At 57.8% G+C, this 16,495-nt stretch carries 5 protein-coding genes; 3 read left to right on the top strand and 2 right to left on the bottom strand.

The features are described 5' to 3' along the window. Nucleotides 1-14: 14 nt before the first annotated feature. Both EJ361_RS01140 and EJ361_RS01135 read left to right on the top strand, forming a co-directional pair. On the top strand, nt 15-1,052 hold the full coding sequence (locus EJ361_RS01140) for a dihydrodipicolinate synthase family protein (protein WP_126243507.1): 1,038 nt from the start codon (nt 15-17) through the stop codon (nt 1,050-1,052). A gap of 7 nt (nt 1,053-1,059) precedes the next feature. Then, nucleotides 1,060-2,250, top strand: a complete 1,191-nt coding sequence (locus EJ361_RS01135; RefSeq protein ID WP_126243506.1) for a M20 metallopeptidase family protein — start codon at nt 1,060-1,062, stop codon at nt 2,248-2,250. A 160-nt stretch (nt 2,251-2,410) separates the two neighbouring features. On the opposite strand, the gene EJ361_RS01130 is transcribed toward EJ361_RS01135, so the two are convergent. Then, a complete protein-coding gene (locus EJ361_RS01130) occupies nt 2,411-2,638 on the bottom strand; it encodes a helix-turn-helix domain-containing protein (RefSeq protein WP_126243505.1) in 228 nt (75 codons plus the stop codon). A gap of 159 nt (nt 2,639-2,797) precedes the next feature. Between EJ361_RS01130 and EJ361_RS01125 the strand changes: the two genes are divergently transcribed. Continuing rightward, nucleotides 2,798-3,034 carry a hypothetical protein gene (locus EJ361_RS01125; RefSeq protein WP_126243504.1) on the top strand — a complete coding sequence of 79 codons (237 nt, stop codon included), beginning with the start codon at nt 2,798-2,800 and terminating at the stop codon, nt 3,032-3,034. A gap of 408 nt (nt 3,035-3,442) precedes the next feature. Here the strand turns inward: EJ361_RS01125 and EJ361_RS01120 are convergent, their stop codons facing one another. Further along, entirely contained in the window at nt 3,443-15,898 is a 12,456-nt protein-coding gene (locus EJ361_RS01120; RefSeq protein WP_164714029.1) for a DUF7927 domain-containing protein, read from the bottom strand. Nucleotides 15,899-16,495 lie beyond the last annotated feature (597 nt).

The raw sequence follows: 16,495 nt of genomic DNA, 5'->3' as shown, positions 1-16,495 counted from the left end.
CGATTCGCATACATATGGACGCATCCATCAAATCACTGCTTTACAGCGGCACGGTCATCCCTGCCCATCCGCTGGCACTTACGGAAGACCGGCAGCTCGACGAAGCCCGCCAGCGCCGGCTCACCCGATACTATATCGCCTCCGGCGCAGGCGGCGTGGCCGTGGGCGTGCATACCACCCAATTCGAGATCCGCTGGCCACAGTATAACCTCTACGAACGCGTGCTCCGGCTCGCTGCCGAAGAAATCGGCAAAGCTCGGCTGAACCGTCCGTTCATCCGCGTGGCCGGCATCGCAGGGCCTACCGCACAGGCCGTGAAGGAAGCCGGAATCGCCAGGGATCTCGGGTATCATATCGGGCTCGTAAGCCTGGGCGGACTGAAAGACTATTCAGAAACGCAGCTCGTGCAACATGTGGCGGCCGTGGCGGAAGTGCTCCCCGTTTTCGGATTTTATCTCCAACCTTCTGTAGGAGGTCGTATATTGAGTTACGATTGCTGGCGCAGGATGGCCGATATCCCCAACCTGCTCGCCATTAAAACGGCTCCCTTCAACCGCTACCAGACGCTCGACGTGTTCCGCGCCGTTTGCCACTCCGAACGTTGCGACGAAATCGCGATGTATACGGGGAACGACGATAACATCGTGGCCGATCTGCTGACCACCTACCGCATTCCCGTAAACGGGAAGATCGTGGAAAAGCGTTTCGCCGGCGGATTACTGGGCCACTGGTCGGTTTGGACCAGCAAAGTGGTGGAGCTGTTCAACAAGATCCGGTCGAACCCTGCAGATATGGGCCTCATGAGCACCAACATCGCGGTGACGGACATGAACGCGGCCCTGTTCGACCCTTCCCATTCCTTCAAAGGCTCCATAGCCGGGCTGCATGAAGTGTTGCGGAAACAGGGGTTGATGGAAGGGACCTGGTGCCTGAGCGACCATGAAGTGCTCTCGCCGGGCCAGGCCGAAGAGATCGAAAGGGTGATGCGCGAATATCCGGAACATACCGACGACGAATTCGTGCGCGCTTTCCTCGAAAAGGACAAAATTTAATGCATATATGCTGAAGGAAAAGATCCGGGACATCGCCCGCAGTTTGCAGGACAAGGCCGTAGCCACGCGCCGGCACCTGCACGCCAACCCGGAACTATCGTTCACGGAAGTAAAAACCGCCGCCTTCATAGCCGCAAAGCTCGATGCACTGGGCATCCCCTATAAAAGTATGGCCAACACGGGCCTCGTGGCGATACTGGAGGGAACGAAAGGCCCGTCAGACGCCGTGATCGCGCTGCGTGCCGACATCGATGCGCTGCCGATCACGGAGTTGAACGACGTGCCTTACAAATCGCAATCCCCCGGTGTCATGCACGCCTGCGGGCACGATGTGCATACCACTTCGCTCCTGGGCGTTGCAGAAATCCTCCTGCAATTGCGGCACGAATTCTCCGGCCGGGTGAAGTTCATTTTCCAGCCCGGCGAGGAATGCATTCCCGGAGGGGCGAGCCTGATGATCAGGGAAGGTGTGTTGCAGAACCCCGCGCCCGCGCGCATCCTGGGGCAGCACGTGATGCCCGAACTGCCGGTGGGCAAGATCGGGATGCGGGCGGGGCGGTATATGGCCAGTGCGGATGAGATCTATATCGAAGTGTACGGTAAGGGCGGCCATGGCGCCATGCCCCACACTACCGTCGATCCCGTGATCATCGCCAGCCACATGATCATCGCGTTCCAGCAAATCGTGAGCCGCAACGCCAACCCTACCATGCCATCGGTTCTATCGATCGGTAAAGTGATCGCCGATGGCGCACACAACGTCATTCCCGACAAAGTGATCATCGACGGTACATTCCGTACGCTCGACGAAACCTGGCGATTCGATGCGCACGACCGTATCCGTAAACTCGCGTATGCCATTGCGGAAGGAATGGGCGGAAGCTGCGATGTGAATATTCGTGTAGGCTATCCCGTGTTGATCAATCATGAAGCGTTGACGGCGGAAGTGCGGGCCCTTACGGAAGAATACATGGGCGCAGACAATGTGGTAGACCTTCCTATCTGGATGGCGGCGGAAGATTTCGCATCCTATTCCCAGGTGGCGGATGCCTGCTTTTACCGGCTAGGCGTGGGCAATGCGGAACGTGGCATTACGTCCGGGCTGCATACCGCCACATTCGACGCAGATGAGCAGTCGCTCGAAATCGGCGCCGGACTGATGGCCTGGCTGGCGCTGCGATCGCTGGGCGCTTCCTGAACCTGATATTCTTGCAAAGCCGATAACCGGCCGCGTCCTGCGATGCGGCCGGTTTTATTTTTCCAGTAACTAATGAGGATATATGCAGAACGAATTCCGTTCCGGGAATAATTCAAACTTGTTGGTGTAAATCAATGGTGCGGTTAGTTGGGCCACAACCCTACAAACCCTGAAAAAATTCGCTGAGAGAAATGCCAAGTTGCTTGACGATGGCGCTGAGGGTACTGATGGAAACGTTGACCTGTCCTGTATCTATCCGGTTGATTTGTGCATGGCCGATGCCGGCGTGATCCGCGAACTCACGGTTGCTCATGCCCGTTTCTTCGCGCAGCTGTTTAAAGCGCGCGCCGAGGGCTTTCAGCAATTTATCGTCCCGGATTTCATCCATCCGGGCAAATTGAAGAAAAGCAGAAAATATATTGACCTCGTATGTGAGGCTGCGTGCATTTTTTCACTTATATTGCTATAAACAGGAAGCCATCAGGCTACGGTGGCAAATGAGACCCTGCCAATCTTTTGGCGTTTCCCTTTCACCCAAAACATGCATATGGAAAATAACCCGGCCGCCCAACTGAAAATTATCCTCGAAGAATTTATCGACAGCCTTGCAGAAGATGGTATTACACATGCATCTATCAGTGTCAGCGGTCCCGTTCATCTTTTCCGGCCCGATCTTTCCCGCCAGGTAATTCCCGCCGGCGACAAAATGTATGTGGTACAGCATTATCAACCCCGCACCCGAATCCCTGCAGACATCATGCTCCGGCACGATGATGGCCAATAATCCCACCGTCCCGCAAAGCTATCCCTGCTCCTGCTGAAATCCGCTGGGCATCCGCCCATCACCGGGAAGTGCAGGCACAAAATTTCCATCCGCGCATCGTTCCGGGCGATCGCAATTGCGCCGGCAAATAGATATCGGGCACCTACACGGGATGTGTGGAATCCGGATCATGGCAAAACCGGTAAATGAACGCATTGTTGCAGGCCTTGCGCCTTTTCCTAACGCAACCTATACAGGGCTAATGGCGCCGGTTTTCGGAGGAACGCCATTTTTTGCGCAGCAGATCACTGGCAGCGCAGTAACATGCAGCTGGCGGGATACAGGCGTTTCATCTGATAAGGGGGATGTCCTGTAAATAAGGAAAACCCGCGTCAATGCGCGGGTTTTCCGGAAGTTAAAAGTATGGCACTATCTCAGCAGTTCGATCCATCCTTTCAGGAGGCGTGTGCCCGTTGGGGTCTTCAGTTCCAGGATGTAATAGTACACCCCTTCGCTGAGGCCGCCGCCGTCCCAGGTGTTGTCGTAATTCTTGTTTTGATAGATGAGGTTGCCCCAACGGTTGTAAACCGTCAGCACCGAACCGGGGTACCGCTGGATGCCCGGTATTTTGAACTGATCGTTCCGACCGTCCCCATTCGGAGTGATGGTGTTGGGGATGAAGATATCGTCTCCCGTAACAGGGATCGGTGCAATGGTAAAGCGGTTGTCGCTCAGGTCGATATCGATTTCCTTGCCTTTAATACTTACGCTGTTGACCACAGCTTCCCCGTTCAGGAGCTTGGCGGTGAAGGTTGCCGTTTCGGTGGATCCGTTCGCCATGGCGGGGATCGTCCAGATGATGATGCGGCCGTTTTCGCGGAAGCTGATCTGTCCCTTGCTGGCGGCCAGCGTGATCGGATTGCTCAGCATCGCGGCGAGCGTATCGCGCAGTTCGATCTGCGTACCGGCGTCGGGGCCCTGGTTTGAGGCGGTGATGGTAAACTGGATGATGCCTCCCACGCTCAGCGGCTGCGGCGCCACGGCGCTCTTCAGTACTTTCAGGTTAGCGTATTGTTTCGTTTCCACGATTACGACAGATGTATCCGGCGTCGAAATATCCGGCGGGCCTGAGATAGACGCAGCGTTGCGCACCGTGCCGGTGTCTTTCAGCGTGAGTTGATAGGTCCAGTCCAAAGTCTGTCCAGGATTCAGTGTACCGATATTCCAAGACAGCAAGCGGGTGCCGGCGTCGAACGACGCGGTGCCTTGCGGTGGTGCACTGAATACGGGATCGGAAACCAGTCGCGCTGCGGGGATCGTGTCTACCACTATTACCGGGCTCACCGCCGCCGCGCCATGGTTCGTGGCGCGCAGGGTGTACGTCAGCGTCTGGCCGGTGTAATACGGCCCATTCGGCGGGTCCACACGCTTAGCGATCTCCAGCCTGTTTTTCTCAACGATGGATGTGGTCACCGATGCGCTCCGGTTGTTGGAACTATCACTGTCCTTCATGCCTGCCGGCGTATCCACCCAGCCCACATTCACCAGGTTGGCCGGCTGATCCGGCGCGATGGCGGTGATTTCAAGGACAACGGAACCTCCGTTCGGGAATGTCCCGATCACTGCTCCGGCGATCTGCCCATTCAGGGAAGCCTGCACATTCGCCGCGCCGCCCGACGCTGATACGACACGGATCGCCAATTGGCCAAGGTTAGCCGCCAGCGTATCTTTTACGGTTGCGCCATCGGCTGCCGACGGCCCGTCGTTGAAGATTTCCAGTTGATAAGTGACCGTTCCGCCTGCGTACACCTGCGCCGAACCCGTTTTCGAAATCCGCAGATCGGCGATCGGGTCGGTTTCGATGATTACGACAGATGTATCCGGCGTGGAGATATCCGGCGGGCCTGAGATAGACGCAGCGTTGCGTACCGTGCCGGTATCTTTCAGCGTGAGTTGATAGGTCCAATCCAAAGTCTGTCCAGGATTCAGTGTACCGATATTCCAAGACAGCAAGCGGGTAGCCGGGTCGAAGAACGCGCTACCCTGTGGCGGTGTGCCGAACGCGGGATCGGTAACGAGCGTGGCCGCGGGGATCGTATCCACCACCGTCACCGGGCTCACCGCTGCCGCGCCATGGTTCGTGGCGCGCAGGGTGTACGTCAGCGTTTGACCCGGGTAATACGGCCCGTTCGGCGGTGCCAACGATTTGGCGATCTCCAGCCTGTTTTTCTCAACGATGGATGTGGTCACCGATGCGCTCCGGTTGTTGGAACTATCACTGTCCTTCAACCCTGCCGGCGTATCCACCCAGCCCACATTCACCAGGTTGGCCGGCTGATCCGGCGCGATGGCGGTGATTTCCAGGACAACGGAACTTCCGTTCGGGAATGTCCCGATCACCGCTCCGGCGATCTGTCCATTCAGGGAAGCCTGCACATTCGCCGCGCCGCCGGCAACAGACACCACACGTACCGCCAACTGGCTCAGGCCCGCCGGCAGCGTATCTTTCACGGTAGCACCGTTGGCCGGCGCAGGGCCATCGTTGAATATTTCGAGTTGATACGTCACCGCACCGCCCACATACGCCTGCGCCGTTCCGGATTTCACAATCCGCAGATCGGTTTGCGGATCGGTTTTGATGGTCACGGTGGAGGTATCTGGGGTAGACACATCCGGCGGACCAGCAATCAACACCGCATTGCGAATGATACCTGTGTCTTTTATCGTAACCTGGTAACTCCAGCTCGTAGCCGAGAACGGATTTACCAGTCCCACATTCCACGTCAGCACGCGGGTGCCCGGGTCAAACACCACGGTCCCCTGCGGCGGCGCGTTATATACCGGATCAGAAATCAATGTTGCCGCGGGCAACGTATCCGTCACCACTACCGGGTTCACGCCACGGCTGCTGGTATTCCGGGCCGTCAGCGTGTAGGTAAGCGTTTCTGCCGGGTAATAAGGCCCTGTTGGCGGATCGATCGATTTATCGATTTCCAGGTGGCTCTTTTCCAGGATCGACGACATCACCGAGCTCTCGTTGTTCGTGCTGTCGCTGTCTGGTACACCGGTGGGTGTGTCAACGAAAGCTGTATTGCTCCATTCGCCCGGCGTTACCGCCGTCACCTCCACACGCAGCGTCACCTTGCCGCCCGGCGGTAATGTTCCGATCGTAGCGAGCACCACGTTCCCGTTGACACCCGCAGTCACCCCGGCTGCACCTCCAGTTGCCGAAAGCACCGTGGCCACGGGGTCCGTCATGCTGTTCGGGATGGCATCGCGCACCGTGGCGCCGTTAGCCGCCGATGGACCATGGTTTTCGATTTCAAGCGTATACAAAAGCGTACCGCCTTCAAAGGTTTCGCGCTGGCCGGTTTTACGGATGGAAAGATCGGTAAGTGCCCGCAGGATGCTCGACACCGTGTTCGATGATATCTGAGCTGCACCCGCCGGATAAAGATGTGCCGTATTCAGCACAGTTCCGTCCGGCGCATTCATGCGTACCGTCCCGGTTACCACCACGGTCACGGAAGCGGTATCCTGTGCGGGAAGGTTTGCCGTAACATTCACCATGTTGCCGGTGCCGGTTTGTCCACTGGTCACCATCGCACCGTTTCTTGATACCACCGTCCACTGAACGTTTTCGAGCACATTGGGGATGGTGTCCGACAGCCGGACGCCGTTCGCGTCGCTGGGGCCATAGTTCGAGAAGGTAATGGTATATGAAGACTGTGCGCCACGGGTCATTTCCGCCGGACCTGTTTTCGAGACCGACAGCCGTGATTCGGTGGTAACCGCCGTTGTCGCCGTTGCAGCCACCGGTGATACACCGGGTTCTGCAGGCGTAGCGGTAGCTGTATTGACGATATTGCCCGTAACATTCGGCGCTACCAGCCCGTCCACCGTAATGATGACGCCGTTTGCCTGGCCGGCCGGTATGTTTGCCGTAACGGCGATACTATTGGAGATGCCGCCATTTCCGCTCACTATAGCTGCCTGCCCGTACGCAACGGCCGTCCAAATGGTATGGGTGATGGAAGGCGGTACCACATCCGTGATCACCGTGCCGAGCGCGTTGCTAAGGCCCTGGTTGGTTACGTTGATGACATAACGGATGGATTGGCCGGCCGTAATAATTGCCGGCCCCGTTTTTGCCACCAGGAGCCTCGGTTGCACGTTCACTTCCGTGCCAACGGTGGCGGTATCCGCCATCGCGCCGGGCGCTGCCGGCGTGATGACCGCGGTGTTGAATATCGAATCCCTGCGCGCCGGTGAAATCGTGCCGTTGATCGTGATCACTACGCTGTTGCCCGGTCCCGACGGGATATCCGCAGTAAGATCGATCAGGTTGTTGCTGCCTGAAGTTGGCCCGGTCAGCTGTGCGCCGCCTGTAGCGGTTGCCGTCCAGGTTACGCCTGTTACGAACGAGGGTACATTATCCGTGATATGCGCGCCTTTCGCCAAACTCGGCCCGTTGTTGGTGCCGGTCACCACCCACCGGATGGGAGACCCTGCCGTAACGGATCTCGGACCGGATTTGGATATCTGAACATCCGGGCGTAAGGTCACGATGGTTTGTGCCGACGATGTATCCGGTTTATTACCGGGTTCAGAAGGGATAACGTACGCTGTGTTGAGCAGGGTTCCTGCGAACGAAGAGTCGATCCTTCCTTCCACGAATATCAGCATCGAAGTGCCTGCCGGCATATCCGCCGAAACATTCACGTTACTGCCCGTTCCTGCGCCGCCGGAATGTACGACTACACCCGCATCCGCCCGCGCCACTACCCATTGCGCCTGCGAAATCTGCGACGGCACCTGGTCGGTTACGACTAGATTCATGCTGCTGCTCGGGCCGTCGTTCGAAACGTTGAGCGTATACCGGATGAGTTGTCCTGCATCAAGCCTGGCCGGTGCGGATTTCACGATGGAAACATTCGCGAGGCGGTCGATGATCGTATTCACCGGCGGAGACACTACCGGTACATCGCCAGGCTCACTGCCCTTCAGCGTTGCCGTATTGACGATCGTCCCGGACGCGTCCTGCGCTACCGTTCCGCTCACTATTATTGTGATCGCCGCTCCTGCAGCGGGCGGAAGGTCGCCGGTCACATCAATCAACGGACCGCTGCCGCTGGCGCCAGCCGTTACGGCCGCGCCGTTTACAGCGGTGGCCGTCCAGGTAACATTGATCAGCCTGTTGTCGATCGTATCCGTGATCGCCGCTCCGCGTGCGTTCGCCGGACCGGCGTTGCTGGCGGTGATCGTGTATTGCATCTTTTCACCGGCGGTTACGCTCGCAGGGCCGTCTTTCCTCACTTTCAGCGCCACTACTTTCTCCACTACCGTCACCGCTGAATCCGTCACCGTGGGGATGCCGGGAGCGGTCACCACCGCGGTGTTCCTGATGGTTCCGGCGAAGTCGGGATTGATCGTGCCTTTCACGCTGATGATCACCAGGTTGCCCGTGCCGCCCGGAATGTTCGCCGATGTGGCCACGTTGTTGCCCGTTCCGGAGAACGGACCGGTGATAACGGCCGCGCCCGTAACGCTTACCGACCATTGTACATTGGTGATTTCTGGCGGCACCACGTCGTTGATGGATACATTCGCCGCATCAGACGGACCATTGTTGATCACCACGATGTCGTAGGATATATCGTTGCCCGCCTGTGCAGTGGCTGCGCCGGTTTTACGGACGATCAGCCCTGTGAGCTGGCCCACGCCCGTCAGCACCACGCTCTGGTTATTGGGCATGTTATAATCATTCACATCGTTTAGCGTAACGGTAGCCGTATTGGTGATGGCGGTACCGCCTGCGGAAGGATTCACGATGCCGCGCACCTGGATCACGATGTAATTGTTCGCCCGGCCAGGTCCGATTTTCGCCGGCAGCCGGATGAGGTTGCCGCTACTGTCGATACGTGCGCTGTCGAGGATGGATGCCTCCCCGAATGCCTCTGCCGTCCAGGTAACATTCGTAATGCTGGCGGGGATCTGATCTTCGATCACCATGTCGTTGCTGCCTACCCTGCCATGGTTGCGGACCACCAGTGTATAATTGATCACTTCGCCGGCATTAACTGCCTGCGGACCGGATTTCTGGATGGAAATGTCGGTGGAACGGTTAACGGACGTGGTGACCGAGCTTTCCTTATGCGAGCCCGCCGTAACGCTGGCCGTGTTTACGATCGTGACACCTGCGTTTTCCAGCACAACGCCGGTGATGTTCAATACGATCGTGTTGGCCGCTCCAACAGGAATATCGGCGGTTGTAGAAACTGCGTTCGTAGCGCCCGAAGTAGCGCCGGTAACCGTGGCCGACCCGGTGCCCGCGGCGGTCCAGTCGAATACGCGGATCGATGCGGGTACATTATCGGTGATGACGGCGCCGGTGATATTGCCCGATCCGCCGTTGGAAATCACTACACGGTAACTGATCGTATCGCCCACATTCGTTACTGCCGGGCCCGTTTTGCCGATGCGCACCACCGGATCGTTGTCTACCACGGTGATCAGGGAAGATGTATTGTCGGCCGGGTTCGGATCGGTGGCGGTGCTTCCCGGCGGCAGGTTAATGCTTGCCGTATTGGGAATCGTGCTGCCGTTGACCATGGCGGGAGACACCACTCCGCGGACCGTCACTTCCAGGTAGCTGCTATTGTCTGCCGGCATATCGGCCGTGAGGGAAATATTGTTGCTGTTACCGGATGCCGGCGTGATGTTGGTCACATTGCCCTGTGCGGTGGCAGTCCACGTCACGTTTAGGATATCGGCGGAAATAACGTCCTGGAACACTGCCCCCAGGATGCTGGTGGGGCCGTTGTTGTAGGCCCTGATGATGTACTCAATCGGCTCGCCGGCCGCTGCGTTGGCCGGGCCGGATTTGATCACCCGGAGGTTGGCCACCCTGTTCACAAGCGTCGTCACCGAAGCGGTGTCGCCCTCCGGCGATACAGATGGATCGTTGAGTGCAATGGCCGTATTAGTGAAGGTTGCGCCGCCGAACGCGGGATCGAGCAGACCACTCACTACGATTACAATTTCAGCGCCCGGATCAGGCGGAATATTGGCGGTGGTGAGCACATCGCCGGTGCCGGAAGCCGGTCCGGTGAGTGCAGCGCCGCCACTGGCCCCTGCTACCCAGGTTGCCTGCAGGATCTGCGGAGGAAGGACGTCTTTGATCGTCACGTTATCGGCGCGGCTGGGGCCGTCGTTGGTGACGCGGATGATGTATTCGCCCGGCGTACCGGCTTCCGTCACCGCCGGGCCCGATTTGTCTATCCTGATCCTTGCCAGTTTCGACACGGTAGTCGTCACCGAAGATGTTACCGGCGGCATGTTGGGTTCTGAAGGATCGGCCTCTGCCATGTTGGTGATGGCGCCGGCGAAATTATCGGCCACCTGGCCGGTGATGGTGAATATGATTTCATTGCCGGGGCCAGCTGCAATGTCGCCCGAAGCGGCCAGGATATTGCCTGCGCCTGTGGAGCCTGCAACCACCGCAGCATTACCGGTAACGGAGCTGGTCCATGTCGGGTTGACGATCGTAGCGGGAATGGTGTCGCGGATATCGATACTGCGCGCGTTAGACGGGCCGGTATTGGCGATGCGCACCCTGTAGACGATCATTTCGCCGGCATTGATCGTTGCCGGGCCTGTTTTGCTGATGAGCACATTGGGTACTTTGTTCAGCACGGTCACAACCGTATCTGAATATATCCTGTTACCCGGCGCTTCGTCCGAAACCGCGATGCCGAAGTTACGTATGGTGTCGATCGTCGCATCCGGACGGACCGTTCCTGTAATATTAATGGTGATCGCACCCTGGACCGCCGGGACGCTGCCGCTCACCAGCAGACTGTTACCCGTTCCTGTGGCGCCAGTTGTGATAGATGCGCCGCCCGATGCAACGGCCGTCCAGTTCAGGTTGGTGAGCACCGTGTTGATGGCGTCGGTGATCTGCACGGCTGGCGCGGCAGACGGGCCGCCGTTGGTCACAATGAGCGTGTAAGCGACCGTTTCGCCCGCTGCAGCAGTTGCCGGACCTGATTTCCGGATCCTGATAGCCGTTTCCCGGCTTACCGATGTGGTAACCTGTTGCGAGGTCGCTGTTTCCGCTTCCGGTTCCGCAGGCGTTGCGGTGGCCGTATTGGTGAAGCTGCCGGTGAAGAGCGGGTCTACCGTGCCGGTAACCGTGATCAGTATCGCATTGGCGGTACTGCCCCCCGGGATGTTGGCCGTAATGGCCAGGTTGTTGCCCGTGCCGGAAGCACCGCTCACGATGCTGCCAGCTCCCTGTGCCACGGCCGTCCAGCTCACGTTGGTTACCGGTGCGGGAATCACGTCGGTGATGGAAACATTCTGCGCGTCTGAAGATGAGTAGTTGCGCACGACGATGCCATATATGATCTCCTCGCCGGCCGCAAGCTTGTCTGGCCCGGATTTCTGGATCACCAGTTCCGGTATCCGCTGAATCACCGTCGTTGCCGTATCGGAAACGGGTGCGGTACCGGGCTCCGAAGGCGTGGCGGTGGCGATGTTCGCTATTTGGCCACTCGCCGCCGCGCCCGATTTGCCTTTTACGGTGATGAAGATGCGGTGCACACTTCCTGCGGGGAAGTTTGCGGTAACCGAAATGTTATTCCCGTTCCCGGTGGCGCCACTGATCACGGTCGCCAGTCCAGCGGACGACGCTACCCAGCTCACGCCGGTAACAGCCGCCGGAACGACGTCCGTTATCACGACGTTTTCAGCCGAAGAGCTGCTGGTATTGAACACTTCAATATTGTAGATGATGCTGTCTCCCGCCAGCACGGTATCCACAGCGGATTTGAGTATCCCGAGCGCCGGGGTCCGCGTCACATTGGTAATTTTCGTGGCGGTGTCGGCCTTGCTGAGCGGCCCTTCCGGCGTTGCGATAGCCGTATTGGTGATGGAACCGTTGAAGTCGGAACTGATGGTACCGTTGACGGTTATACGGATGAGATTGTTCTGGCCAGCATCTATATTGCCTGTCAGGGAAATACTGTTCCCCGTGCCGGAGGGCGCACTTGAAATCATGGCGTTGCCCGAAGCGGTGGCAGCCCAGGTCGTGAGCGTGACGGATGCCGGCACCACGTCGGTGATCATGATGTTCCTGGCGTTGCTGGGCCCGGTATTGCCAACCGTCACTACATAAGTGATATTTTCACCGGCTATCGCGTTGTCCGGACCTGATTTGTCTACCGTCAGCGTTGCCCGCGATTCCAGTACCGTCACTACTTCGTTGGAAGTAACGGGCGTTGTTCCCGGTTCGGAAGGCGTTACGGTAGCCGTGTTACGGATCACCCCGGTGGCGCCGGGCGCAATGGTGGCATGTACTACGATCGTGATCACGGAGCCCGCATTCATGTTGACCGCCACTTCGATGGGCGACCCGGTCCCTGTGGCGCCGCTTGTAATCACGGCCGTGCCCTGGGTCACGGAAGCCGTCCAGCTGCCGTTGGTCAACCCTGCAGGCAGCAGGTCGCGGACGGTCGTATTGGCAGAATTGGAAATGCCGTTGTTGGTGAGGGTAATGGTGTAGGATATCTGTTCTCCCGCCACGGCTAACGCAGGGCCTGCCTTCACGACAGACAGCGTCACGTCTTTTGTCACCACGGTGGATTCGATATCCGAAACCGGGTCTGCCCCCGATTCCGAAGGGGTTGCAGTGGCCGTGTTGGTCAGCGTTCCGGCGAAATCGGGGTTAACGATGCCGGTCACACGGATGACAACGCGGTTGGAACTACCTGCCGGGAAATTCCCCGTCAACTGTACCGCATTGCCCGTTCCTGAATTGCCGCTGCTGATCGAAGCTGCACCTTCTGCCGTGGCCGTCCATTGTACCTGCGTAATGTCTGCCGGGATATTATCCGTTATCACGGTGTTTACCGCATCACTAGGTCCATTGTTCAGCACTACGATCGTATAGCTGATCGGTCCGCCCGCAGTAGCCGTCTGCCCTGGAGGGCCGGATTTGTCAATCAGTAAACCCGGGCTGCTGATGATGAGCGTGGAAGTGGTGTTAGATTGGGAAGGGCCGACAGTTGGCTCGGAAGGCGTGATAGTACCGGTATTTTCAATCGTTCCGGTTGCGTCCGAATTCACCGTGCCGGTAACGGTGACGTACAGATGTCCCGTATCGCCGGCAGGATAATTCGCGGTAATGGTGACCGGGCTGCCGGTGCCCGTAGCGCCGGAAACGATGCTTACCTGCCCGGTAGCCGCCGCCGACCAGCTGATGTTGCTCATCTTGGCGGAAATCAGGTCTGTAAACACGGCATTCTCCGCATTACCCAAACCGGTGTTTCCTATCCGTAAGCTGAAGGAAATCTGTTCCCCAGCCACCGCTGTCGATGGCGCGGCTTTAACCGAGGTAAAGAACGGCCGCCGTACCACGGGGACGGTCACCGTACTGGTGGCGCCATTCGGGTCAGGAATAGTGGTGGACACGGCGGTGGCAGTGTTGGTGAGATCGCCTTCAAATCCAGGATCGATCTTCCCTTCCACCAAAATCTCTACTATAGACGCTCCTGCGGGGATATCCGCAGTAACGTTGATCGTGCGGCCGGATGAGTTGTTGTTCAGGATCGCCGCCGATCCGGATACGGCCACATGTATGTTTGATGGGATAAACCCGGCGGGAAGATTATCGGTAATAACGACAGACGGGTTGTTGCTTGGTCCGGCGTTCCGCACGTAAATCAGGTAGGAGAAATCCTGTCCCGCAATGTAAGGACCGTTTTCCACGACCGTTTTTTCGATCTCGATATCTGCTTCCTGCACATAACGCAACACGACGGTGTCTGTTGATGGCGGACAAACACTGTTTGATATCGACCACACCAGCGTGGCGCTCGTATTGGGAGCCAGTATGGCGGTCATGTAAGGATCGTTTACGTCTCCCAGTGTCGCATTCCCACTTACCAACGACCATGTACCTGTTTCATTGCCTGGACTATTGGCCTGGTTAATGAAAGTCCCGGAATTGTACTGCGTTTGGTCGGGACCGGCGTTGGCTGGGGTCGGAAGCGCTTCGATGCTGATCAGCACATCGTCGGAAACCGGCGGGCATCCGCCGTTGGCAACCGTCCACCGGAGCAGGTACGACCCCGGCACCAGGCCTGAAACGGTAGCTGTGGGACTATTAATATCGCTGAAAGTAACGTTGGCAGTGCCGTTCACCATCGTCCAGGTGCCTTGTCCGACAGTTGGCGGCGTAGCAGCGAGGGGCACAGATGAGGCATTGCACAGCTCCTGGTCGGGCCCGGCTACAGCGGGAGAAGGCGGCGCGTCGATAATAAGGGTGAAGGGATAAACGGGCGAATTACAATTCAGTCCCGATTTATTGAAGGTGATCGAAAAGTTATATGTCCCGGGGGGTGTATTTGCCGGAATTGCCACGGGAATGGGCGAAGCCGGCAGATTGGCCAGTGTAACGGCCTGGAACCCCGGCATATCGGAACTTGTGATCGAATAGCGGTCCGGGCTGCCGGTTCTGATGGTGTATGGCAGGCTCACGGAGGTGGTGCCCTGGCAATCGGCCGGCAGCGTTCCCAGTTCCATTGCCAGCTCCATTTCCACTGCAACAGGGAATACGATGGAAACCCCATCGCCCTGGCACCCGGAAACCGATGCCGTTACGCGGTAAAAACGCGGCCCGACGAGGTTACCCGTATTGAGCGTTGCACCGGTTTGGCCGGGTATCACTGCCCACGGGCCGGTAGCCGTCGGTGCCGATTCCCATACATAGGTAAACCCGGCAGAAGGCGTGCCCGTACCCTCTTTCGGGGTAACAACAGCCGTAAGCGTGGTAGATGTATTGTAGCAGACACGCGGCGGGCCGGTGATGTTCACAGAATAATCGATCACCTTCAATTCCAGCGGGTCAGACACCACGCGGCAGTTGGCGTTGTTGATTTCCGCCACGCCGCCCGCTGCTTCCACCCGGTATTCATAACCTGCACGGGCATCGGTGATGGGGAAAGTGAGTTGGTTACTGGCGCCGTTATTAATTACGGTACCTGCATTCTCCCAGTTCGTCGTATTCAGCAGCCTGCGCTGCAGCTGAAAGTAATACGACGAATAGCTGCCCGCGGGCAGCGAAACACTGACACTTGTGTTACCGCCGGCGCAAACGATCCCTGCTCCCTGCGTAAAGGATATCGGGGGGCCGCAGGCGGCAAAGGCGATGTCGTCCAGCGCCAGGTCGTTACCATTACTATTGGGTGTGTTGCTGAAAACGCGGAGAATGATGGAACTGGTGGTTGACGGCATCTGGAAGAGGCCTGCCAGCCTTACCCACGTGCCCGGCGACTGGTAAGACACCTGCCCGGTAGACACTTGCGTGAGCGGGGTGCCATTGGGGTTGTTGGCATCCATGATATCGAACCGGAGGCTTGGTTTGGACACGCTATTGGCCGTATTCGGGTTGATATTCATGATCCAGGCAGAAAACTCGAAGGTGGTCCCTGCGCAAAGGCCGGTGACGGTTCTCTCGTAAAACTTCCCGGGGGTGGCGTCAGCATCCACCACCATGCAATACCCGGTAAAATCGCCCGTGGTATGGTCCGGACGGTCCACGAAATAGGTGTTATTATAGCCTCTTGTCGTATTACTGATGACGTACTGGCCGGGATAAGGTCCTACCGGCCGGCCGCCCAGCCCGGGGGTATACCGGATGTAGGTGGTCATCCCCGCCGGGAGCGCTGGCCCGAGCGTAGGCCGTGTCGAAGAAGGCGCCGTGCCGAAGGTTTCCTTGAATACCGGATCGCCCAGGGAGCCGGTACACGACTGTCCCCATGCTTTCCCGGACAAAGCCAGCAATACCACGGCAGGCAGCAGGATGCGGAGGGCTGCAGACAAAAAAAACGGCAACTTGGCCCGGGAAGAAACACTAAGTTTAAGGGTACGTAACATTCTCGCCATACAACTAACAGGATTGGATTCGTTTGCTTTAACCTGACCGGAACCGGCCTGAACGGGGCAATCTTTCGGGTAACACGGGTGTATTCGTTGGTTCCGGTCGTATCTCAAATCATAGGAATCAACGCATTAGATGCCGGGATTGTTTAAAAGCGGTTTATTTTTTAACCTGGCGGAAGGGGCACCTCTCTGGCCGGGGCATCCTGCGGCGTTCAGATTGTACCATAAAAAAGCCGGACAGGAATGCCCGGCTCCATCAGTTTTTGGAAACGTTTTTTTTGTGCCAAATTAAGGCCCGAAGGTAAACCGTTCCCGGTTCGTTGCCGATGGGTCGAAACCCATCATATCATATTTTCGGGGCTGGACCGTTATATGGGCTGGCGATAGGAAAGCCTGTCCATCAGCAGCCATTTCCCATCTGGTTTCACCAGGTTGAACCGTTCTATAAACCGGAACGCGGGGACAGTCCATTGTACCAGTGCAAACGCGGTGTCTTTCGCCGGGCGGCCTTCCAGGTAACCGTTAAAGTAGGAGGAC

The organism is Chitinophaga rhizosphaerae, from assembly GCF_003958645.1.
Lineage (GTDB): Bacteria > Bacteroidota > Bacteroidia > Chitinophagales > Chitinophagaceae > Chitinophaga > Chitinophaga rhizosphaerae.
Note: the sequence above shows the minus strand (reverse complement) of the source record. Positions and strands in the feature narration are given on the sequence as shown.